At 57.8% G+C, this 20,700-nt stretch carries 20 protein-coding genes; 6 read left to right on the top strand and 14 right to left on the bottom strand.

Annotation, left to right across the window (positions count from 1 at the left end; translation table 11 throughout):
• Positions 1-4: 4 nt before the first annotated feature.
• The 5 genes from AC1ME2_RS17515 to murJ form a co-directional block, all read right to left on the bottom strand.
• Positions 5-457: an FKBP-type peptidyl-prolyl cis-trans isomerase gene (locus tag AC1ME2_RS17515; RefSeq protein ID WP_480435552.1), complete on the bottom strand. Its 453-nt coding sequence runs from the start codon at positions 455-457 to the stop codon at positions 5-7.
• Positions 450-962: a signal peptidase II gene (gene lspA / locus AC1ME2_RS17510; protein WP_480435551.1), complete on the bottom strand. Its 513-nt coding sequence runs from the start codon at positions 960-962 to the stop codon at positions 450-452. The genes AC1ME2_RS17515 and lspA overlap by 8 nt, the downstream gene beginning before the upstream one ends.
• Positions 955-3,786, bottom strand: a complete 2,832-nt coding sequence (ileS, locus tag AC1ME2_RS17505) for an isoleucine--tRNA ligase (RefSeq protein WP_480435550.1) — start codon at positions 3,784-3,786, stop codon at positions 955-957. The genes lspA and ileS overlap by 8 nt, the downstream gene beginning before the upstream one ends.
• Before the next feature lie 31 nt (positions 3,787-3,817).
• Positions 3,818-4,744: a bifunctional riboflavin kinase/FAD synthetase gene (ribF, locus tag AC1ME2_RS17500; protein WP_480435549.1), complete on the bottom strand. Its 927-nt coding sequence runs from the start codon at positions 4,742-4,744 to the stop codon at positions 3,818-3,820.
• A 132-nt stretch (positions 4,745-4,876) separates the two neighbouring features.
• Positions 4,877-6,415, bottom strand: a complete 1,539-nt coding sequence (gene murJ / locus AC1ME2_RS17495) for a murein biosynthesis integral membrane protein MurJ (protein ID WP_480435548.1) — start codon at positions 6,413-6,415, stop codon at positions 4,877-4,879.
• Positions 6,416-6,664: 249 nt separating this feature from the next.
• On the opposite strand from murJ, the gene rpsT reads away from it, so the two are divergent.
• Positions 6,665-6,943, top strand: a complete 279-nt coding sequence (gene rpsT, locus AC1ME2_RS17490; RefSeq protein WP_219062599.1) for a 30S ribosomal protein S20 — start codon at positions 6,665-6,667, stop codon at positions 6,941-6,943.
• A 594-nt stretch (positions 6,944-7,537) separates the two neighbouring features.
• On the opposite strand, the gene AC1ME2_RS17485 is transcribed toward rpsT, so the two are convergent.
• The 5 genes from AC1ME2_RS17485 to rplU all read right to left on the bottom strand — a co-directional run bounded on the left by AC1ME2_RS17485 (position 7,538) and on the right by rplU (position 11,320).
• The gene (locus AC1ME2_RS17485) at positions 7,538-8,005 is read right to left on the bottom strand and encodes a CreA family protein (protein ID WP_480435547.1); all 468 of its coding nucleotides are present in this window, start codon (positions 8,003-8,005) and stop codon (positions 7,538-7,540) included.
• A gap of 41 nt (positions 8,006-8,046) precedes the next feature.
• A complete protein-coding gene (gene proB, locus AC1ME2_RS17480) occupies positions 8,047-9,165 on the bottom strand; it encodes a glutamate 5-kinase (protein ID WP_480442185.1) in 1,119 nt (372 codons plus the stop codon).
• 92 nt (positions 9,166-9,257) lie between these two features.
• Positions 9,258-10,481 carry an Obg family GTPase CgtA gene (gene cgtA / locus AC1ME2_RS17475; protein ID WP_480435546.1) on the bottom strand — a complete coding sequence of 408 codons (1,224 nt, stop codon included), beginning with the start codon at positions 10,479-10,481 and terminating at the stop codon, positions 9,258-9,260.
• Between the two features lie 208 nt (positions 10,482-10,689).
• Entirely contained in the window at positions 10,690-10,974 is a 285-nt protein-coding gene (gene rpmA / locus AC1ME2_RS17470; protein WP_297836646.1) for a 50S ribosomal protein L27, read from the bottom strand.
• 34 nt (positions 10,975-11,008) lie between these two features.
• Entirely contained in the window at positions 11,009-11,320 is a 312-nt protein-coding gene (gene rplU, locus AC1ME2_RS17465; protein ID WP_297836649.1) for a 50S ribosomal protein L21, read from the bottom strand.
• A 239-nt stretch (positions 11,321-11,559) separates the two neighbouring features.
• On the opposite strand from rplU, the gene AC1ME2_RS17460 reads away from it, so the two are divergent.
• Complete coding sequence (locus AC1ME2_RS17460) at positions 11,560-12,528, top strand: polyprenyl synthetase family protein (RefSeq protein WP_480435544.1); 969 nt, start codon at positions 11,560-11,562, stop codon at positions 12,526-12,528.
• 146 nt (positions 12,529-12,674) lie between these two features.
• Entirely contained in the window at positions 12,675-12,920 is a 246-nt protein-coding gene (locus tag AC1ME2_RS17455) for a PA4570 family protein (RefSeq protein ID WP_480435543.1), read from the top strand.
• An 88-nt stretch (positions 12,921-13,008) separates the two neighbouring features.
• On the opposite strand, the gene bamJ is transcribed toward AC1ME2_RS17455, so the two are convergent.
• The 4 genes from bamJ to AC1ME2_RS17435 all read right to left on the bottom strand — a co-directional run bounded on the left by bamJ (position 13,009) and on the right by AC1ME2_RS17435 (position 17,288).
• Positions 13,009-13,626: a BamJ family beta-barrel-assembly machinery protein gene (gene bamJ / locus AC1ME2_RS17450; protein ID WP_480435542.1), complete on the bottom strand. Its 618-nt coding sequence runs from the start codon at positions 13,624-13,626 to the stop codon at positions 13,009-13,011.
• A gap of 141 nt (positions 13,627-13,767) precedes the next feature.
• Positions 13,768-14,073 (bottom strand): DUF6482 family protein, encoded by a 306-nt coding sequence (locus AC1ME2_RS17445; RefSeq protein WP_480435541.1) that lies wholly within the window; start codon positions 14,071-14,073, stop codon positions 13,768-13,770.
• A 263-nt stretch (positions 14,074-14,336) separates the two neighbouring features.
• Positions 14,337-14,666 carry a PA4575 family protein gene (locus AC1ME2_RS17440; protein WP_480435540.1) on the bottom strand — a complete coding sequence of 110 codons (330 nt, stop codon included), beginning with the start codon at positions 14,664-14,666 and terminating at the stop codon, positions 14,337-14,339.
• Between the two features lie 171 nt (positions 14,667-14,837).
• A complete protein-coding gene (locus AC1ME2_RS17435) occupies positions 14,838-17,288 on the bottom strand; it encodes a Lon protease family protein (protein ID WP_480435539.1) in 2,451 nt (816 codons plus the stop codon).
• 282 nt (positions 17,289-17,570) lie between these two features.
• On the opposite strand from AC1ME2_RS17435, the gene AC1ME2_RS17430 reads away from it, so the two are divergent.
• The 3 genes from AC1ME2_RS17430 to AC1ME2_RS17420 all read left to right on the top strand — a co-directional run bounded on the left by AC1ME2_RS17430 (position 17,571) and on the right by AC1ME2_RS17420 (position 20,599).
• The gene (locus AC1ME2_RS17430) at positions 17,571-18,059 is read left to right on the top strand and encodes a DUF3015 domain-containing protein (protein WP_480435537.1); all 489 of its coding nucleotides are present in this window, start codon (positions 17,571-17,573) and stop codon (positions 18,057-18,059) included.
• A gap of 96 nt (positions 18,060-18,155) precedes the next feature.
• Positions 18,156-20,024, top strand: coding sequence for an Lnb N-terminal periplasmic domain-containing protein (locus AC1ME2_RS17425; protein WP_480435536.1), 1,869 nt, complete (start codon positions 18,156-18,158; stop codon positions 20,022-20,024).
• Positions 20,025-20,101: 77 nt separating this feature from the next.
• The gene (locus tag AC1ME2_RS17420; RefSeq protein WP_480435535.1) at positions 20,102-20,599 is read left to right on the top strand and encodes a GreA/GreB family elongation factor; all 498 of its coding nucleotides are present in this window, start codon (positions 20,102-20,104) and stop codon (positions 20,597-20,599) included.
• Positions 20,600-20,700 lie beyond the last annotated feature (101 nt).

The raw sequence follows: 20,700 nt of genomic DNA, 5'->3' as shown, positions 1-20,700 counted from the left end.
AGAATCAGAGCGCTTTGACCTCGAAGATTTCCACTTCGAAACTCAGCGTCTTGCCTGCCAACGGATGATTGAAGTCGATGGTCACTTGAGCGTCGTCGAACGCTTTGACCACGCCCGGCAGCTCAGTATTGGCCGCATCGTTGAAGATCACCAACAGACCTTCAGACAGTTCCATGTCCTGGAACTGCGAACGCGGGATGATCTGCACGTTTTGCGGGTTGGGCTGACCGAACGCGTTTTCCGGCAATACTTCGACGGTGCGTTTGTCGCCCGCCTTGAAGCCGAACAATGCCATTTCGAAACCCGGCAACAAGTTGCCATCGCCAACCTTGAAGGTCGCAGGCGCCTTGTCGAACGTGCTGTCGACGGTGTCGCCGTTCTCCAGGCGCAGGGCGAAATGCAAGGTGACTTCCGTGTTCTGGCCGATGCGTTGCTCAACCAATAACTGCTCAGTCATGAACGGGTTCTCCGGACTTTTTACTTTTGAACATATCCAGCGCCAACATGATTGCGCCGACGGTAATCGCACTGTCAGCAACGTTGAACGCTGGGAAATACCAGCGGTTCTGCCAGTGCACCAAAATGAAATCGATCACATGACCCAGCACGATGCGGTCATACAGGTTGCCAAGGGCGCCCCCCAATACCAATGCAAGCGCGATGGCCAACCAGGTTTCGCCGCGGCCCAGGCGTTTGAGCCAGACCACCAGCACCGAACTGACCACCACCGCGATCAGCGCGAACAGCCAGCGTTGCCAGCCGGAGCTGTCAGCCAGGAAGCTGAATGCAGCGCCGGTGTTGTAGGCCAGGGTCCAGCTGAAGTAATCCGGGATCACCACAATTTGCTGATACAAGGTCAGCCCATGCTCGAAATAAAACTTGCTGGCCTGGTCAATGACCAGTACCAGCACGCTCAAACAGAGCCAGCTCAGACGGCCGATACGGCTTGCCGCATTAGGCATAGTGGCGTACCTCGCCCTTGCCGCTGATGTTGTCGACGCAACGACCGCAGATTTCCGGATGTTCAGGATCAACCCCAACGTCCTCGCGGTGATGCCAGCAACGGGCGCACTTCGGATGCCCGGACTTGACCACTTTGAGCTTCAGACCGCTGACGTCGGTGACCACTGCATCGGCTGGAGCATCGAGCAAAGGCGCGACGGTGGCCGTGGAGGTGATCAGCACGAAGCGCAGTTCGTTGCTCAGTTTAGACAGGTCGGCCGCCAGTGACTCTTCAGCGTACAGAGTGACTTCTGCTTGCAGGTTGCCACCGATGGCCTTGGCTGCACGCAGGTTTTCCATCTCTTTGTTGACCGCGACTTTGACCGCCATGATCCGCTCCCAGTAGGCGCGGTCCAGCTCGAAGCCTTCCGGCAATTCGCTGAGGCCTTCGTACCAGGTGTTGAGCATCACCGATTCATTGCGCTCGCCCGGCAGGTATTGCCACAGCTCGTCGGCCGTGAAGGCCAGGATCGGAGCGATCCAGCGCACCAGCGCTTCGGAGATGTGGAACAGCGCCGTCTGGCAAGAGCGACGCGCAGTGCTGTCGGCCGCCGTGGTGTATTGGCGATCCTTGATGATGTCCAGGTAGAAACCGCCCAGCTCCTGCACGCAGAAGTTGTGCACCTTGGAGTAGACGTTCCAGAACCGGTACTCGCCGTAGTGCTCTTGCAGCTCGTGTTGCAGCAGCGAAGCACGGTCAACCGCCCAACGGTCCAGCGCCAGCATTTCTTCGGCAGGCAGGATGTCGGTGGCCGGGTTGAAGCCGGTCAGGTTGGAAAGCAGGAAGCGTGCGGTGTTACGGATACGCCGGTAGGCGTCCGCGCTGCGTTGCAGGATCTGGTCGGAAACTGCCATTTCGCCCGAGTAATCGGTGGCTGACACCCACAGACGCATGATATCGGCGCCCAGGGAGTCGTTGACCTTTTGTGGCGCGATGACATTGTTCAGCGACTTGGACATCTTGCGACCGTTCTCGTCGACGACAAAGCCGTGGGTCAGCAATTCGCGGTACGGCGCATGGTTGTCGATGGCACAGCCGGTCAACAGTGACGAATGGAACCAGCCACGGTGTTGATCCGAACCTTCCAGGTACAGGTCTGCGCGCGGGCCGGTTTCATGGCCCATCGGATGAGAACCGCGCAGTACGTGCCAGTGCGTGGTGCCGGAGTCGAACCAGACATCCAGGGTGTCGGAGATCTTGTCGTACTTCGACGCTTCGTCACCGAGCAACTCGGACGCGTCCATTTTGAACCAGGCTTCGATGCCTTCCTGTTCGACGCGCTGGGCAACTTCTTCCATCAGCTCGACCGTGCGCGGGTGCAGCTCGCCGCTTTCCTTGTTCAGGAAGAACGGGATCGGCACACCCCAGTTGCGCTGACGCGAGATGCACCAGTCTGGACGGTTGGCGATCATCGAATGCAGACGCGCCTGACCCCAGGCCGGGATGAACGCGGTCTCTTCAATCGCCTTGACGGCGCGTTCACGCAAGGTGGCGCCCGTGACCGGCTGCTTGTCCATGCCGACGAACCACTGCGCGGTGGCGCGGTAGATCAGCGGTGTTTTGTGACGCCAGCAGTGCATATAGCTGTGGCTGATGATTTCGGTATGCAACAGGCTGCCGACTTCCGCCAGCTTGTCGACGATGTTCTGGTTGGCCTTGAAGATGAACTGGCCACCGAAGAACTCCAGCGAATCGACATACACACCGTTGCTCTGCACCGGGCTGATGATGTCGTCATTGGTCAAACCGTAGCTTTTGCTGATCACAAAGTCATCGACGCCATAAGCGGGCGAGCAATGGACCACACCGGTACCGGCACTCAGTTCGACGTAGTCAGCCAGGTACACCGGCGACAGGCGATCATAGAACGGGTGACGGAAGTTGATCAGCTCCAGCGCCTCGCCTTGAGCGGTGGCGATCACTGAACCTTGCAGGTTGTAACGCGCAAGACAGGACTCGACCAGTTCTTCGGCCAGCAGCAGCAGTTTGTCGCCGACATCGACCAGCGCGTAGGTGAACTCCGGGTGGACGTTCAGCGCCTGGTTGGCCGGGATGGTCCACGGTGTCGTGGTCCAGATCACGATGGAGGTCGGTTTGCTCAGCTCAGCCAGGCCGAACGCCGCCGCCAGCTTCGCTTCATCAGCGATCGGGAACGCTACGTCGATGGTTGGGGATTTTTTGTCGGCGTATTCGACTTCAGCTTCAGCCAGGGCCGAGCCACAGTCGAAACACCAGTTGACCGGTTTCAAACCCTTGAACACGAAACCGCCCTTGACCATTTCAGCCAGCGCGCGGATTTCCCCGGCTTCGTTGGCAAAATCCATGGTGCGGTAAGGGTTGCTCCAGTCGCCCAGCACGCCAAGCCGGATGAATTCGGCTTTTTGCCCTTCAATCTGCTCGGCAGCGTAGGCACGGCACAGCTCACGGGTCTTGTCCGCGGTCAGGTTCTTGCCGTGGGTCACTTCGATTTTGTGCTCGATGGGCAGGCCGTGGCAGTCCCAACCCGGAACATAAGGCGCATCGAAGCCCGAAAGGGTTTTCGAGCGGATGATCATGTCCTTGAGAATTTTGTTTACGGCGTGACCGATGTGAATATTGCCGTTGGCGTACGGAGGACCGTCGTGCAGAACGAACTTTGGACGATCCTTGCCAATTTCACGCAGCTTCTGGTACAGGCCAATGCTGTCCCAGCGCTGCAGAGTTTGCGGCTCGCGCTGGGGCAGGCCGGCCTTCATTGGGAAGGCGGTGTCCGGAAGGTTTAGCGTGGCTTTATAGTCGGTCATTTAAGGCTCTTAATTAGCGATTAGCGCTACTTTACTGGCGCCAATGGGCACGGGCGGCGGCGACATCCGCATTGATCGCCGTCTTCAGCGCCTCCAGGGAGGCGAAACGCTGCTCATCACGCAGCTTGTGGTGGAAAGCCACCGTCAAACGCCGGCCATAGAGATCACCGGTAAAATCCAGAATATGTATTTCCAGGTGGGCACTGCCATCACCTGCCACGGTCGGACGCACACCGATATTGGCGACACCCGGCCATGTTTTGCCATCAATTTCCGTGCTGACCAGATAAACCCCGGTCAATGGCACGCGACAACGTTTGAGCTGCACATTGGCGGTGGGCGTACCCAACTGCCGAGCCAGTTTCTGGCCGTGCAAGACCCGTCCGGCAATCTGGAACGGACGACCCAGAAAACGTTCGGCCAAGACGAAATCCGCCGCAGCCAAGGCATTACGGACCTTGGTACTGCTGACCCGCACCCCATCTATCTCAACGGTCTGCGCAGCTTCTACGGTGAACCCTTGGGTCACACCTGCTTGCTGCAGAAAATCGAAATCGCCGAGACGATCACAGCCAAAACGGAAATCGTCGCCGACTTCCAGATGCTGTACACCCAGGCCATCGACCAGAATGGTGTCGACGAACTCGGCGGCACTGAGTTTCCTCAGGCGCTGGTTGAAGGCCAGGCATAACACCAGGTCGACGCCCTCACCCGCCAACAGTTCGAGCTTGTCACGCAAACGTGTCAGGCGCGCTGGCGCGGTATCAGGGGCAAAGAACTCACGCGGCTGTGGTTCAAAAATCACCACGCAGCTGGGCACGCCCAACTCGACCGCTCGCTCACGCAAGCGCGCCAGAATAGCCTGGTGGCCACGGTGAACACCGTCAAAGTTGCCAATAGTGGCGACACAGCCCCGATGCTGGGGGCGCAGATTGTGGAGGCCTCGAACCAGCTGCATAACGCGCTTCTTGCTCATAAAGTGGCCGATTATAACCACACACGGCCGTGGACGACAGGCAACAGTCCGAGGCAAAACGCAAGCAGCCTACCTTCAACCCGGAAAACCGACGATTGCCCCGTCTCTCTGCGCCTACATAATTGCCTTGCGAGCAAAATCTTTCAGGCGAAAGCCAAGTAGCAACAACGTGCCGAAATAGACCGCGACACCCGCCGCCACCAGCGCGCCCAGACGAATAAAACGATCAAGCATGTGCCCTTCGTCCCATGCTGGCATGAAGTGCATCAGCCCAAGTAGCACACCGGACATCAACAACACCGCGACGATCAACTTGAACAAAAACTTCGTCCAGCCCGGCTGTGGTTGAAATAGCTCCTGCTTGCGTAACTGCCAGAACAGCAACCCGGCATTGATGCAGGCACCCACGCTGATCGCCAGCGCAAGCCCGGCGTGCGCCAGCGGGCCAATGAACGCCAGGTTGAGCAGCTGAGTAACGATCAGGGTGAAAATCGCGATTTTCACTGGGGTGCGAATATTTTGTTGCGCATAAAACCCTGGCGCCAGCACCTTGATCACGATAATCCCCAGCAGCCCCACCGAGTACGCGATCAAGGCACGCTGAGTCATGGCGGCGTCCAATGCATCGAATTTGCCGTACTGGAACAGCGAAACCGTCAGCGGCTCGGCCAGAATCCCCAGCGCCAGGGTGCACGGAAGCACCAGCACAAAGCACAAACGCAGGCCCCAATCGAGAATCCGAGAATATTCGTGGCGATCCTTGCTGGCATAGGTTTTCGACAGGATCGGCAGCAAGATGGTGCCCAGCGCCACACCGAGCACCCCGGAAGGCAATTCCATCAAGCGGTCGGCGTAGTACATCCACGACACTGAACCGGCGACCAGATACGAGGCAAAAATCGTGTTGATGATCAGAGAAATCTGACTAACGGAAACACCGAGAATTGCCGGCAACATCTGCTTCATCACCCGCCAGACCCCGCTGTCGCGCAGATTCAGACGCGGCAGGACCAACATGCCGATTTTTTTCAGGTGCGGCAGTTGATACAGCAACTGCAACAACCCACCCGCCAGCACCGCCCATCCCAAAACCATGACCGGGGGATGGAAATACGGTGTCAGAAACAAGGCGAAGCCGATCATGGCAACGTTAAGCAGGGTCGGCACGAAGGCCGGCACCGAGAAGCGATTCCAGGTGTTAAGGATCGCCCCCGCGAGCGATGACAGGGAGATCAGCAATATATAAGGAAAGGTCACCCGCAACAGATTAGTGGTGAGCTCGAATTTTTCCGGTGTGTCGGCGAAGCCGGGGGCGGTTATCCAGATCACCCAGGGGGCCGCTACGATCCCCAGCAGCGTGACCAGCGCCAACACCAGGGTCAGCAAGCCGCTGACGTAGGCAATGAGCGTGCGCGCCGCCTCCTCGCCCCGCTGGCTTTTATATTCGGCCAGGATCGGCACGAAGGCTTGAGAAAAAGCCCCTTCAGCGAAGATCCGACGCAGCAGGTTAGGCAGTTTGAAGGCGATGAAAAAGGCATCTGTCGCCATTCCGGCACCAAAAGCGCGCGCAATAATCGTGTCCCGCACAAAGCCCAATACACGGGAAAGCATCGTAATAGAGCTGACGGCGGCTAATGATCGAAGTAGGTTCATTGAAAGAGTTTTGCGCCTTAGCTAAAGGACGGGCCATAAAGCTGCCCGTTTATGCGATACTCCGCGCCGCAGCAGCACAGAGCCAAAGCCCGCGAGTTTACAGGTCGTACGCTGGAAATAAATATTCCGGCGATATACTTGGACCATTCAGCGGGGCGCATCATCCGCCCTTGACAAGACATCAACTCGTCGGCATGATTCGCGGCCTTATTTGTTTGCTATTTCACAAGTCTTTCGAGGAGCTCGACGGTGGCCAACACACCTTCCGCCAAAAAACGTGCAAAACAGGCTGAGAAGCGTCGCAGCCACAACGCCAGCATGCGTTCCATGGTTCGTACCTACATCAAGAATGTAGTTAAAGCCATTGACGCAAAAGACGCTGAAAAAGCGCAAGCTGCTTATGTTCTGGCTGTGCCAATCATCGACCGTATGGCCGATAAAGGCATCATCCACAAGAACAAGGCTGCTCGTCATAAGAGTCGCCTGAACGGCCACGTCAAGGCGTTGAACCTTGCTGTAGCTGCATAAGCGAAAAGCTTGTTAAAAAACCGACCCCAGGGTCGGTTTTTTATTGCCTGCGATTTGAGCTGGCATGGGATGAGGGCCTGACGCCTTCGCGAATGAATTCGCCCCCTACTGAGCAGGAAAACCCCTGCAGGAGCAACCGGGACGCGCAGTCTTGTTGGCGAGAGTCTTGTGCGCTGTACTTGGTCAGCCGCCTCGCCAACAAGTTGACCCCTATCAAACAACAGATAACCAATTGAAAAATAAAATATAAATGTCATTACATTTTCAGCAAAAACACTGATCCCCTGTAGCTGCCGGAGGCTGCGAATCGGTCCGGGGTCGCGTCCGACCGTAGCAGTCGTAAACTCTGGATAGCTAAAGGTCGTGCCGGTCGCCCGCGACCCCGGCCTATCGCAGCCTTCGGCTTGGGCGAGTCCATTCAATTACAAGGACCCCGTTTGCTGCGCGACAGCGCAGCGTCGAAGACGCGGCGGCATCTCCCACAGGACGCAAGAACACCGCACCTCAACTGTGGGAGCAGGCTTGCCTGCGAAGAATTTGGCACGGCATAACTGAATCAACCCTATGCCAGCACGCATCGCTCGCAACATCAGATCAAGGCGCGGGATGCACCCATGGCAAAATCGGAATAGCCGTCACCGCATTCTGCGGGCTGCCTTCGATGATTCGGTCGCTGTAGACCAAATACACCAGCGTATTACGCTTTTTGTCGAGGAAGCGAACCACTTGCATGGTTTTGAATATGAGCGAGGTGCGCTCTTTGAATACCACCTCACCATCTCTCAACGGCTCCTGAAAGCGGATCGCCCCCACTTGGCGACAAGCGATGGACGCTTCGGCGCGATCTTCAGCCAGGCCCAGACCACCCTTCAGCCCTCCCGTCTTGGCGCGAGACAGGTAGCACGTCACACCTTCGACTTTCGGATCATCGAACGCCTCGACCACGATCCGATCATTGGGCCCGACAAACTTGAACACTGTCGACACCTGACCGATCTCTTCGGCAGAAACCCATAACGGCAGCGCCAACAGCACGCCCAAAACTCCTTTTATAATTCGCATCAAACCTTCCCGCTCATTAATAGTGCCTGGGTCACAGTCGCTCAAACCAGAATCAGATTATCCCGATGCACCAGCTCCGGCTCAGCCATATAGCCCAATACACGGACGATGGCTTCGGATGATTGACCAATGATTTTTTGTGCTTCCAGCGCACTGTAGTTAGTCAAGCCACGGGCGATCTCGCGACCGTCCGGCGCAACGCACACCACCATCTCACCGCGACGGAAGCTGCCTTGCACCAGCTTGACACCAACCGGCAGCAAGCTCTTGTTGCCTTGGGCCAGAGCGATCACCGCACCCGCATCGAGCACCAGGGTGCCGCGCGTTTGCAGATGCCCGGCAAGCCATTGTTTGCGCGCCGCCAGCATTTCTCGCTCGGGCGACAGCAGCGTACCCAACTGTTCGCCCGCTTTAAGCCGCGCCAGTACGCGTTCGATACGCCCACCGACGATCACGGTATGCGCCCCGGAACGAGCCGCCAGACGCGCCGCGCGCAGCTTGGTTTGCATGCCGCCGCGCCCCAGCGCGCCACCAGTACTGCCCGCAACAGCATCCAGCGCCGGATCGTCGGCACGCGCTTCGTGGATCAGTTTCGCATCAGGGTTGTTACGCGGATCAGCATCAAACATGCCATCGCGATCAGTGAGGATCACCAACAGATCCGCCTCGACCAGGTTCGCCACCAGCGCCGCCAACGTATCGTTGTCACCGAAACGGATCTCGTCGGTAACAACCGTGTCGTTTTCGTTGATCACCGGGACCACTCCCAGCTCGACCAAGGTGCGCAAGGTGCTGCGTGCGTTCAGATAGCGTTTGCGGTCAGACAGGTCGTCATGGGTCAACAGGATCTGCGCGGTATGACGCCCATGCTCGGCGAAGCTCGACTCCCACGCCTGCACCAGGCCCATCTGGCCAATCGCAGCAGCAGCCTGCAACTCGTGCATGGCCGTGGGTCGAGCCGTCCAGCCCAAACGGCTCATGCCGGCAGCGACAGCCCCGGAAGAAACCAGTACCAGTTCGACGCCCGCCTCGTGCAACGCCACCATTTGCTCGACCCAGACACCCATTGCCGCCCGATCCAGCCCCTTGCCATCAGCGGTCAGCAGGGCACTGCCGATTTTCACGACCCAGCGCTGGGCACCCGTCACTTTGCTGCGCATCATCTTCCAACCTTAGCCAGAGAATTTTGGTTAATACAAATCCTAGAAACTAAAACGCCGCTATTAAGCGGCGTTTAGTTTACTGCACCCGATCAGTCACGGACGTAAATGATTTCCGGACCATCTTCATCGTCCTCTTCATCATCGCCCCAAACATCTTCTTCGGCATCATGCACGCTCTTCACGCCGCTGCGGCGCAGAGCACGCTGATCGTCCAGCGCTTGCAACTGCGCACGCGCCTCGTCTTCGATGCTCTGATCCAACTCGGCCAGTTCCCGGGCGAAAGCCGGGTCTTCGGCGATACGCAGGTTACGCTCTTCGAGGTAACGCATGATGTCGCGGCTAAGCTGCTCGGTGCCTTGCTTGGAGATCGCGGAAATAACGTAGACCGGACCGGTCCACTCCAAACGATCCACGATTTCCTTGACCCGCTCCTCATGCTCTTCTTCGAGGATCTGGTCACACTTGTTCAGCACCAGCCAGCGATCACGATCAGCCAGTGATGGGCTGAACTTGATCAACTCGTTGACGATGACTTCAGCCGCGTCCGGTGCGCTGGTTTCATCCAGCGGCGCCATATCGACGAGGTGCAACAGCAAACGCGTACGCGCCAAGTGCTTGAGGAAACGAATCCCCAGACCCGCGCCATCGGAAGCGCCTTCGATCAAGCCTGGAATATCGGCCACCACGAAGCTTTTCCAGCGATCGACGCTGACCACACCCAGGTTCGGAATCAGCGTGGTGAACGGATAATCCGCCACTTTCGGCTTGGCCGCGGACACGGAACGGATAAAGGTACTTTTGCCCGCGTTTGGCAGGCCCAGCAAACCGACGTCCGCCAGCACCTTCAATTCCAGCTTCAAATCACGCTGATCACCGAATTTACCCGGCGAAGTCTGGCGCGGCGCCCGATTGGTACTGGATTTGAAACGCGTATTGCCCAGACCGTGCCAGCCGCCACTCGCCACCAGCAAACGCTGGCCAGCTTTGGTCAGGTCGCCGATGATTTCCTGGGTCGCAGCATCGATCACTGTGGTGCCGACCGGCACACGCAGCACCATCTCTTCGCCTTTCTTACCGGTGCAGTCTGCGCTGCCGCCGTTGGAACCGCGCTCAGCGTCAAAGTGACGGGTGTAACGGTAGTCGACCAGGGTGTTGAGGTTTTCGTCGGCGATCATGTAGATCGAGCCGCCATCACCACCATCACCGCCGTTAGGGCCGCCGTTTTCGATGAATTTTTCGCGACGGAAGCTCATGCAACCGTTGCCACCATCACCCGCTTTTACTCGAATCGAAACTTCATCAACAAACTTCATAACGCACGCCTCCCGCCACAGGGACGAGCTGAATAACACAAAGACATAAGACTCTTGCAAAAATGAGCGTTGCGATACCGATCAGAAACCAGCGACCCCAAGGGTCCACATCACAACAGCCCGCACAAACAGTTTTGCGAGAGACTCACCTACATCTACAAACAAAAAAGCCCCGTCGCAAGACAGGGCTTTTCCAGCAACTACGTAATTATGCCGCGACGACTACTGCAGCTGCAGTCTTCGGAACGATGCTTACGTAACGACGACCGAAGGCGCCTTTAACCTGGAACTTGATCACGCCTTCCACTTTCGCGAACAGGGTGTGATCTTTACCCATGCCTACGCCGTAGCCAGCGTGGAATTGGGTGCCGCGCTGACGCACGATGATGTTGCCCGGAATGATTGCCTGGCCGCCATACATCTTGACGCCAAGGCGCTTGGCCTCTGAGTCACGACCGTTACGGGTACTACCACCAGCTTTTTTGTGTGCCATGAGTTCAATACTCCAAATAGTGGATTAGGCTGAATTAAGCCTGAATACCGGTGATTTTGATCTCGGTGTACCACTGGCGGTGGCCCATACGCTTCATGTGGTGCTTACGACGACGGAACTTGATGATGCGGATTTTATCGTGGCGACCTTGGGAGATCACTTCAGCAACAACAGTTGCGCCTACAACGACAGGAGCGCCGATGCTGAGCTCTTCGCCGTCGCCGATCAACAAAACACGATCAAAAGTCACGGATTCGCCGGTAGCGATTTCGAGCTTTTCGATCTTGAGGTATTCGCCCGGGGCGACTTTGTACTGCTTGCCACCGGTAACAATTACTGCGTACATGGTATTTCTCCGTTAATCCTGCTCACCCAGCTCTTTATAAGTAGAGTATCGGCTGGCATGGCTGCGTGGGGCTGGAACGGCCCGTTGCAATTGCGTAAGGCAGGTGCTGCCCAGGAAAGTTAGGGTGCGCGATTGTACGCAAGGCGCAAAAGCGATGCAAGTACCGAAACGTCATGCCTTGACAGGCCAAGGCCCTCGACCTAGCATGCCGCGCAACCCTTTTGGAGCGCCTGTCGCTGATGCAACCCCAAGCATTCTACCGCGCGGTGGCGGACGACTTTAGTGCCGTTGACGTCATTATCAAAAAGCAGCTGGCTTCCCGCGTGCCGTTGGTGTCGAAAATCGGCGACTACATCACCTCGGCCGGCGGCAAACGCTTGCGTCCTTTATTGGTATTGCTGTGTGGCAAAGCACTGGGTCGCGAAGGCGATGACGTGCGTCTGCTGGCGGCAACCATAGAGTTCCTGCACACCGCCACCCTGCTCCACGACGACGTGGTGGACATGTCCGGGATGCGCCGTGGCCGCTCCACTGCCAACGCCTTGTGGGGCAACGCGCCCAGCGTATTGGTCGGTGACTTCCTGTACTCGCGCTCTTTCGAGATGATGGTCGAACTGGGCTCGATGCCGGTGATGAAAATCCTCTCCAAGGCCACTCGCGTCATTGCAGAAGGCGAAGTGCTGCAACTGTCGAAGATTCGCGACGCCAGCACCACTGAAGAAACCTACATGGAAGTGATTCGCGGCAAGACAGCCATGCTGTTCGAAGCCTCGACTCACAGCGCTGCGGCCTTATGCGGCGCCACCCATGAGCAAAGTGAAGCCCTGCGCACGTTTGGCGACCACCTGGGTGTGGCCTTCCAGTTAGTCGACGATCTGCTGGACTATCGCGGTGATGCCGAAACCCTTGGCAAAAACGTGGGTGACGATCTGGCAGAAGGCAAACCTACCCTGCCCCTGATCTATGCCATGCGCGAAGGCACGCCCGAACAGGCGGCGCTGGTACGCCAGGCTATCCAGAAAGGCGGCCTGGAAGACCTGGAACGCATTCGCGAAGCCGTCGAAAACGCCGGTGCCCTGGATTACACCGCACAGCTGGCCCGTGATTACGTCGCCAAGGCCATTGCCTGCCTTGAAGTGCTGCCAGCGAGCGAATACCGCGATGCGTTGGTCGAGCTGAGTGAATTCGCAGTCGCGCGTACTCACTGATAGACCGCGTCAAACGCTTCGCAGCGGGACGCTGCGAAGACTGCCTCCCTGACACCCCTGCACCCCACTCCAAACAAATTACCAATAGTCCCTTGCTATTATACGAATAAGAATTATTCTCATCTAAACCAATAAGGAGATGAGACATGACTTATTTGATCGATGCATGGCTGGACCGCCCACACCCCTACTTGCGAATTCTTCACCGTGAAACCGGAGAAGTCTGTGCGGTGCTGGGGGAGGACGCATTGGGCGAGTTACGTGATCAAGGGGATCTGGATGTCACAGACCTGAGTTCTACTGAACCCGGTGTGCTGAAGGAAACGGTGCGTAATCTGTTTCTGTTTTGCTATGCCCGGGCGCTGCGCCCTGCGGCAGAGGAGCTGCACTGAGCATGGGGCTGACTACCGTGCGCCTCCCCAACATTGCTGAACGAATCAGGACGATTCGTTCAGCAATCATCTGCTTATCAAGCGACGGTTACAGAACGTCCAACAGCTCGACGTCAAATACCAGAACGCTGTGCGGAGGAATGCCACCGACGCCTTGTGCGCCGTAAGCCAATTCGCTCGGAACGTGCAGACGCCATTTGCTGCCGGCGTTCATCAGTTGCAGGGCTTCAGTCCAGCCGGCGATCACACCGCCAACCGGAAATTCAGCAGGTTCACCGCGATCGTAAGAGCTGTCGAACACAGTGCCGTCGATCAGCGTGCCGTGGTAATGAGTACGAACCTGATCTTCACGCGACGGCTTGGCGCCTTCACCCGCGTTCAGGATTTCGAACTGCAGGCCCGAAGCCAACGTTGTAACGCCTTCACGCTTGGCGTTCTCAGCCAGGTAAGCCAAACCAGCGCCAGCTGCTTCTTCAGCCTTGGCTGCTGCTTGTGCCTGCATGATTTCGCGGATGACTTTGAAGCTGGCAGACAATTCTTCCTGACCTACACGGCTTTCTTTACCGTGGAAGGCATCCGTCAGGCCAGCCAGGATCGAGTCCAGACTGATGCCCGGCGGCGGGTTATCACGCAGCTGGTCACCCAACTGACGGCCAATACCGTAGCTGACGCGGGTTTCGTCGGTGGACAGATTAACTTCGGACATAACACTGCTCCGCTGAGGGACGCCCGGAAAAGACCGCGCATGGGTGCACCGCAAAGCACATCCACGGCTCGTCTAAAGACGCCCGAACCAAAAGGCCGAGCAGCCTAGCACAGATGAACAATCACGCCCTACCCGCAGGTGTTACCACGCGGAGTGGAAAGAGATCGGTACACGCAGGGATTGTTCATCGACATCGCGCAAACCGCACATTTCATCGTGAACCACCGCATGCACCAGATGGAACGGCATCTTTGGCAAGGCGTGTAGCAGATCCCGTGCGTGCTCCACAGAGCGCAGGTGCAAGGTTTTGCCGTTCACATCATTGAGCGGGTATGACACGCCCTGCAAGCGCGCCTCCAGCAAATAGATGCCACCTTCCATAGAGATCAGATTCAATTCATCCACGCGGCCAGCATGGGCGTAAGCGGCCAGTTCCTGAAGATTCATGAGAAGACCTTGTCATGGCTGTACCGATGAGTCGGAATTATAAGTCTTGTACAGGATGGCGAAATAACAATAGGGGAACGACGCCGCCCGTCCATTTTCTCTCAGACGAGGGTAATGGCCGGACAAACCGCCGGTCCTCAAAAAACCTTCATACCTTAACGATCAAACTCGACCAACCAAGCGCCGCTAGCCTGGAAAACCTGACCAGACCACTGCAGCGACACCGGATGAGAACGAGTAAAAACCGCCTTAACGCTGCGAACTCAAAACTGGAGGGTTCGCTGACAACGCGAGCTGTCACCGTTTATACGGCGCAATTCGCCTTGCAGGTGTAACTGCCAAATGGGGACATCTTCGGCCACCTGATAGCCATGCAGCGCAAGGCTTTCGGCGATAGCCATCAACACTGATTCGGCGGCCAGTGGCCCATGGAAAGGCCCTTGAGCCTTAAGTGCAGAGGGTTGTTCGTCAGACATACCGGCTGCGAACAGTAACGTCCACATACCGTTATCTCCAGAGAGGGGGCGAATCACACATTCAATACGGGTGACCAGACCCAGGCATTGGCGGGTAAGACAGAGGCTGCGCGACATGGCGAGCTCCTCGATAGCTACAGTGTTCGCCCCCCAAAACCGCTGAAGAGGCGCGTCAGTCCTTTTGACAACTGTGGTATGTGACCAGAATAGAAGAAAAGCCGGATTCGAAAAGCCCCAAGAGTGATCGGGCGCCGAATGGTCATGTCACCATACTGGCGCCCTGCCCTTTCATTTCACTTTTATTGCCAAGGCCTTGAGTTCCGGCGGCAACGGCAACGGTTCTTTGCCCAGCTCCTTGAGCTCGTCATCGCTGAGCATCTCGGCGATGTCCCGCAAGCGCTCAACCACGCGGGCATTGACACTGCCTTCGGGGAATTGACCGTCTTCGTCTGGTGCACCGGCGGGCTCGCCGACCAATAGGCTCAGGGCCTCGTCGGCCTGACGCACCGCATACACATGGAACAGCCCGGCACGGACGGCTTGCAACACGCGCTCGTCGAGCATCAGGGTGGCCACGTTGGCCTGCGGAATGATTGCGCCCTGCTCGCCGGTCAAACCGCGCGCCTCACATAGACGGAAGAAGCCCTCGATTTTCTCGTTGACCCCGCCCACCGCCTGCACTTCACCAAACTGATTGATCGAGCCGGTAATGGCGAAACACTGCTTGAGCGGCGTTTTCGACAGTGCCGAAATCAAGGTGCAGGCTTCGCCCAGTGACGCACTGTCACCATCCACATAACCGTAGGATTGCTCCAGAGCGATACTCGCGGAAATCGCCAGCGGGAATTCCTGCGCGTAACGGCTGCCCAGATAGCCGGTGAGAATCATCACGCCCTTGGAGTGAATCGGCTGCCCCAGATTGACCTCGCGTTCGATATCGACGATACCGCTGCCGCCGGGATAAACCGTTGCCGAAATACGCGCCGGCACACCAAACGCCGAGTCGCCGACTTCAAGCACTGTCAGCCCGTTGCACTTGCCCACGGCGGCACCGGCGGTGTCGATCAGAATGATGCCCGCGAGCATGTCATCGAGAATCCGCGCCGACACCCGGCCTGTGCGGGTGGCCTTGGCTTTGAGCGCGCGTTCGATATGCCCGACATCGGTCTTGTCGTCACTGGCCAGTTGGCGAATGAAGTCCGCCTCGCTGACCAATTGGAACAAGTCACCGATACGCGCCGATAACCGGCCCTGGTGTTCAGCCAAGCGAGCGCTGTAGGTCGCCAGACGCGCCACGGCGTCAGCAGTCAACGGCGCCATGCCTTCTTCGGAAGTGCGGGTTTTGAGCAACTGGGCGAACTGCTCCAGTGTCTCGTCGACCATCGGGATGTCTTCGTCGAAATCCACCAGTACCCGGAACATCTCCTGGAAGTCCGGATCGGCGTCTTGCAGCGCGTAGTACAGCGAGCGCGCGCCGATGATGATGACTTTGACCTGCAGCGGGATCACTTGCGGGGTCAAGGTCACTGTCGCCAGACGACCCAACTCGCCCAGTGGCGACTCCATCTTCAACTTGCGAGATTGCAGGGCGCGTTTTAGCGCATCCCAAACAAACGGCTCGCTGAGCATTTTTTCAGCTTCGAGCACCAGAAAGCCGCCGTTGGCCCGATGCAGCGCACCAGGGCGCAATTGCCGATAGGTGGTGTACAGCGCGCCTTGGTCGGTGCTGTATTCGATGCGGCCAAACAGGTTGTCGTAGGTTGGATGGGGTTCGAACACCACCGGCGCACCCGAATTGACCGGGTGGTCGACCACCAGGCTCGGGCAGTATTGTTCTTCGAGCAGCTTGCGCGCCTCGGCGTCGGTTTTGCTGTCGTCGACCAACTGCTCGACCACGGTTTTCAGCAGGTAGACCTGCACCCCTTGCAGGTAAGCGCAGACCCCGGCGTTCTCGTCGTACTTCTCGGACAACGGGGCCAACAAAGGCTGCAAGGTCAGCGTGATGGTCTCTTCATTCAGCTGACGCATCTGGTTGCTGGATTCACGCTTCCATTGCGGCAAGCTGGCCAGTTCCTCGTTGAGGCGCTCTTCCAGGCCGGCAATATCGGTGTGAAAGCGCTCGCGATCAACTTCAGGCAGCTGGGAAAACTCGGCCTCGTCCAGCGCCTTGCCTTCGCTCATCGGCGTAAAGGCAATGTTGGTACTGTCGCGGTACAGGGCGACTTCCTTTTCCAGCGCCAAACGCTCGATAACGTCCAGTGCGCGGTCATAACGTTGATTGAAAGCGCGGTCGATGGCGCTTTTTTTCTGTTGGTACGACGGGTGTTCGAACACCGCCGGGAAGGTCGCCAGCAGGTTATCGATCAGGCCGTTGATATCGGTAATGAACGCGCCCGCACTGCCAGGTGGCAACTCCAGTGCACGTGGCTCGCGGGGCTCATCGAAATTGTTGACGTAAACCCAGTCGGACGGGGTTTGCATGCGCTTGCCTTCGGCCTTGAGGTAGCGCTTGACGAAGGAGAAGCGGCCCGTACCGGGCTCACCCATCACAAATACGTTGTAACCAGGGCGCGGCATGGCCACGCCAAACTGCAAGGCTTCGACTGCTCGCTCCTGGCCGAGCACACCACGAAAGGGTTCCAGATCATTTGTCGTCGTGAAGCTAAACTGTTCAGCGGAAAAAGGACGTGTCAGCGCTTCAGGCGCAAGACGCAGGCTGGCAGCAACAGGATCGGGCATCGGACATCCTTAGATCACGCGGGGCAGATAACGGCATTCTGGCGCTCGCTGCACCCGGCTGGCAAGGCGTGCTGAAGCCGAATGTTTTGCACGTAACCCCTCATGCTTCTTAAGACGAGAAAAGTCGTCCGCTAGATAGCTATTTGCAATAAGTCACGGAACCCTTGGATCCTGCCTAAACTCCAACGTGCGCGGCCAGCCATAACAAATCTGGCTCACCCTGGCGCAATGATTGGCCAGGAATCCTGATCCTTGGTTGTTTAAAAAAAAGAGAATAAAGCTATGAAACGGATTCTTCTTGGTACTCTTTTCACCCTCGCATCCCTCAACGCCGTGGCCCAAGCGCCAGGTGGCCCGGATTGCGGCTGGGGCAACATGCTGTTCGAAGGCCAGCGCGGAACGCCAGCCCACTTCCTGGCGTCCACCACCAACGGCACATCGGGTAACGCCACCTTTGGCATGACCTCCGGTACAAATGGCTGTTCCACCAACGCTGCGTTGACCTACGGCGGCAAATCCTGGATTGCCATGAATGGCATGATGGACGAGCTGTCCAAAGACATGGCCGTGGGCCAGGGTGAAGCGCTGACCACGTACGCGGTCGTGTTGGGCGTTGCACCGCAAGACCGTGCGCATTTCGCCGCAGTCACCCACGAGCACTTCCAGCAAATCTTCAGCAAAGCGGATGCAACCGCTGAGGATGTCCACACCAACACCCTCGCCGTGTTGAAAAACGACCCTCTTCTGGCGAAGTACGCGACTCAGGCTTAAGCTCGGATCGCCTGCCCCCGCGCCAGGGGGCAGGTCTCTGCTTGCGATCGCGATTGTTGACCGCCCTGACTGCTGACTCCTGACTAGTTGCCCTCTATGCTCAAACGCCTTGCCTATGTGGCGCTCTGTGTCTGCGCCCCGCTGTATGCCGCGCCGCATATCGACAACAATCGCTTGCAGCAACTGGCGAATACGCAATTCTGGATATCCCTCGGCCACTATGAAACGGGCAAACTAGGCGGCTGGCGCAGCTATGTTGACGACCCCACGTTTTTTCTCGCCGCAAACGGTGCCCATGATCCGGCAGCGGAGCTAAGCGCCACGCTCGATGCGATTTATGCGCCCACCAGCGGCACCGATGCACGCGCTCAAAACAGCCATGCCCAATGTGTTTACCCGGCACGGACCCGTTGGCTGCGTGAACAACTGCACCTGACCGACCTGCCCGCCGTGGACTGCAAGGAATTCAAGCAGTGGTTCAAGGACGTAGCCCCCGACAGCGCCGTGCTGATCTTTCCCGCCGCCTATTTGAATAGCCCGTCATCCATGTTCGGGCACACGCTGCTGCGCATAGACCAAGCGGACGTGCAGACCAATCACACGGCCCTGCTCAGCTATGCGATCAACTTCGGCGCGTACATCGAAGGCATGGACAACAGCATTCTGTATGCGTGGAAAGGCTTGATGGGTGGCTATCCTGGCCTGTTCGCACTGGTGCCCTACCAGGAAAAGCTTTCCGAATACCGCAGTCTGGAGAACCGTGATCTGTGGGAGTACCGGCTGAATCTGACCCCCGAAGAAACCGGGCGGATGGTCGAGCATGTCTGGGAGCTCAAGCAGATTCGCTTCGGCTATTTCTTCTTCGACGAAAACTGCTCGTATCGCTTGCTGGAGCTGCTGCAAGTCGCACGGCCCGGGCTGAACCTGACCAAGCTTTTCCCGCTGACCGCGATCCCGACCGACACCGTGCGCGCCGTAAAAGACGCAGGCCTGGTGGAGAAAACCGACTATCGACCTTCCCGCGAACGTGAGTTGCTTAGCCGCGCTGCGCCGCTTGATAGTGATGAGCAGCAATGGGTGCTGAAGGTCAGCGCAGACCAGAAACAGCTGCAAAATAGCGATTACCTGGCCCTGCCCAAAGACCGCCGCGCGCTGATTCAGGACGCCGCCTACCGCCTCGAACGCTATCGCGCCAACGGCCTGGAACGAGACACGGAACGCTCGCAGCGCAGTTTCGAACTGCTGCGTGCCATTAGCCAGAACCCGCCACCGCCACTGGAAATCGAACGCCCCGGCGTGCCAGAGGACGGCCACGAATCGCGCACCTGGCAATTGGGCGCAGGCAGCCGTGATGGCAAAACCTTCGTCGAATATGGTCTGCGCATGGCGTATCACGACCTGAACGACAACGCCTACGGCTTTCCGCTGGGCGCACAGATCGAGATTCTCCAACTAAAATTGCGTCAATACGAAGGTAATCATTGGCAGGTGCAACAGTTTGATCTGGCCACCATTCGCTCGCTGACCCCACGCAACGCCCTGCTCCAGCCCTGGTCCTGGCAAGTCTCAAGTGGGCTGGAACGGGTGCTGGGCAAGCATGGCGATGAAACCCTGGTCAGTCACGTCAACGGCGGCGCAGGCGGCACTTGGCAACTGACCGACGATATGCTCGGTTTCGCGCTGGGCACCGTGCGCATAGAACACAACGAAGACTTCGCGGCGGTCGTGTCGCCTGCTGCGGGTTTCAACACCGGCCTGCTGTGGCGTAATCCGTTAGGCAACCTGAGCCTGGAAGCCAAGGGAGATTACTTCACCAATGGCGAAGTTCGGCGCAGCATTAGCCTGAACCAACAATGGGAACTGTCGCGCAACCTCGGTCTGCGTCTGAGTGCCCAACGCGAGTACAGCCAACTGGCTTCGCCGGTCAACGAAGTGATGCTCGAGATGAAGTGGTATCACTATTGATTTTTAGCGCCTTGGCGGACGCACTCGCGGATAAATCCCACAGTCTTAGCGATAAAACCCCATACAGGGAGAAAGCAATGAGCCGCGCTTTCGTCAATGAAGATCAAGCCGCCGCACAAGCCAACCAACCCGTAGAGCGACGGGTCAGCGAGCAACCCAACTATGTCACCGCCCACGGCCTCGCTCAGTTACAGACGCACGTGGCCGAGTTGCAGGCCCAGTACAGCGAACAATCGGCCTTGGGCGATCAGGCCGACAAGCAGCGTCAGGCCGACATCGAGCGCGATCTGCGCTACTTCAATCAACGCCTGCACAGTGCGCAAGTGGTCTCACCGGCCCTCTCGACCGAAAAGGTGCACATCGGCAGCTGGGTAACGTTCTCTGATGAAAACGGCGCTGAGCAGCGGGTCCAGTTGGTGGGTGAGGACCAGGCCGATGCGGCCAGCGGCTTGATCAATTGGGGTTCACCACTGGGCCGGGCTTTATTGGGCGCGCAGCTGGGCGACGAGGTGCTGTGGAAGCGCCCGGCGGGGGATCAGTTGATTGAGGTTATTGGGATTGAGGCGGATGTCTAAAGATACACCGTGCTGAATTCTTCGCAGGCAACTCGATTTGTCGGAGAGGACTCCTTCGCAAGCAAGATAATTCCAATAAAAAACGGAGCCGAAGGCTCCGT

The organism is Pseudomonas sp. ASL9 (genome assembly GCF_056680335.1).
This window is presented reverse-complemented; position numbering and strand designations above follow the sequence as displayed.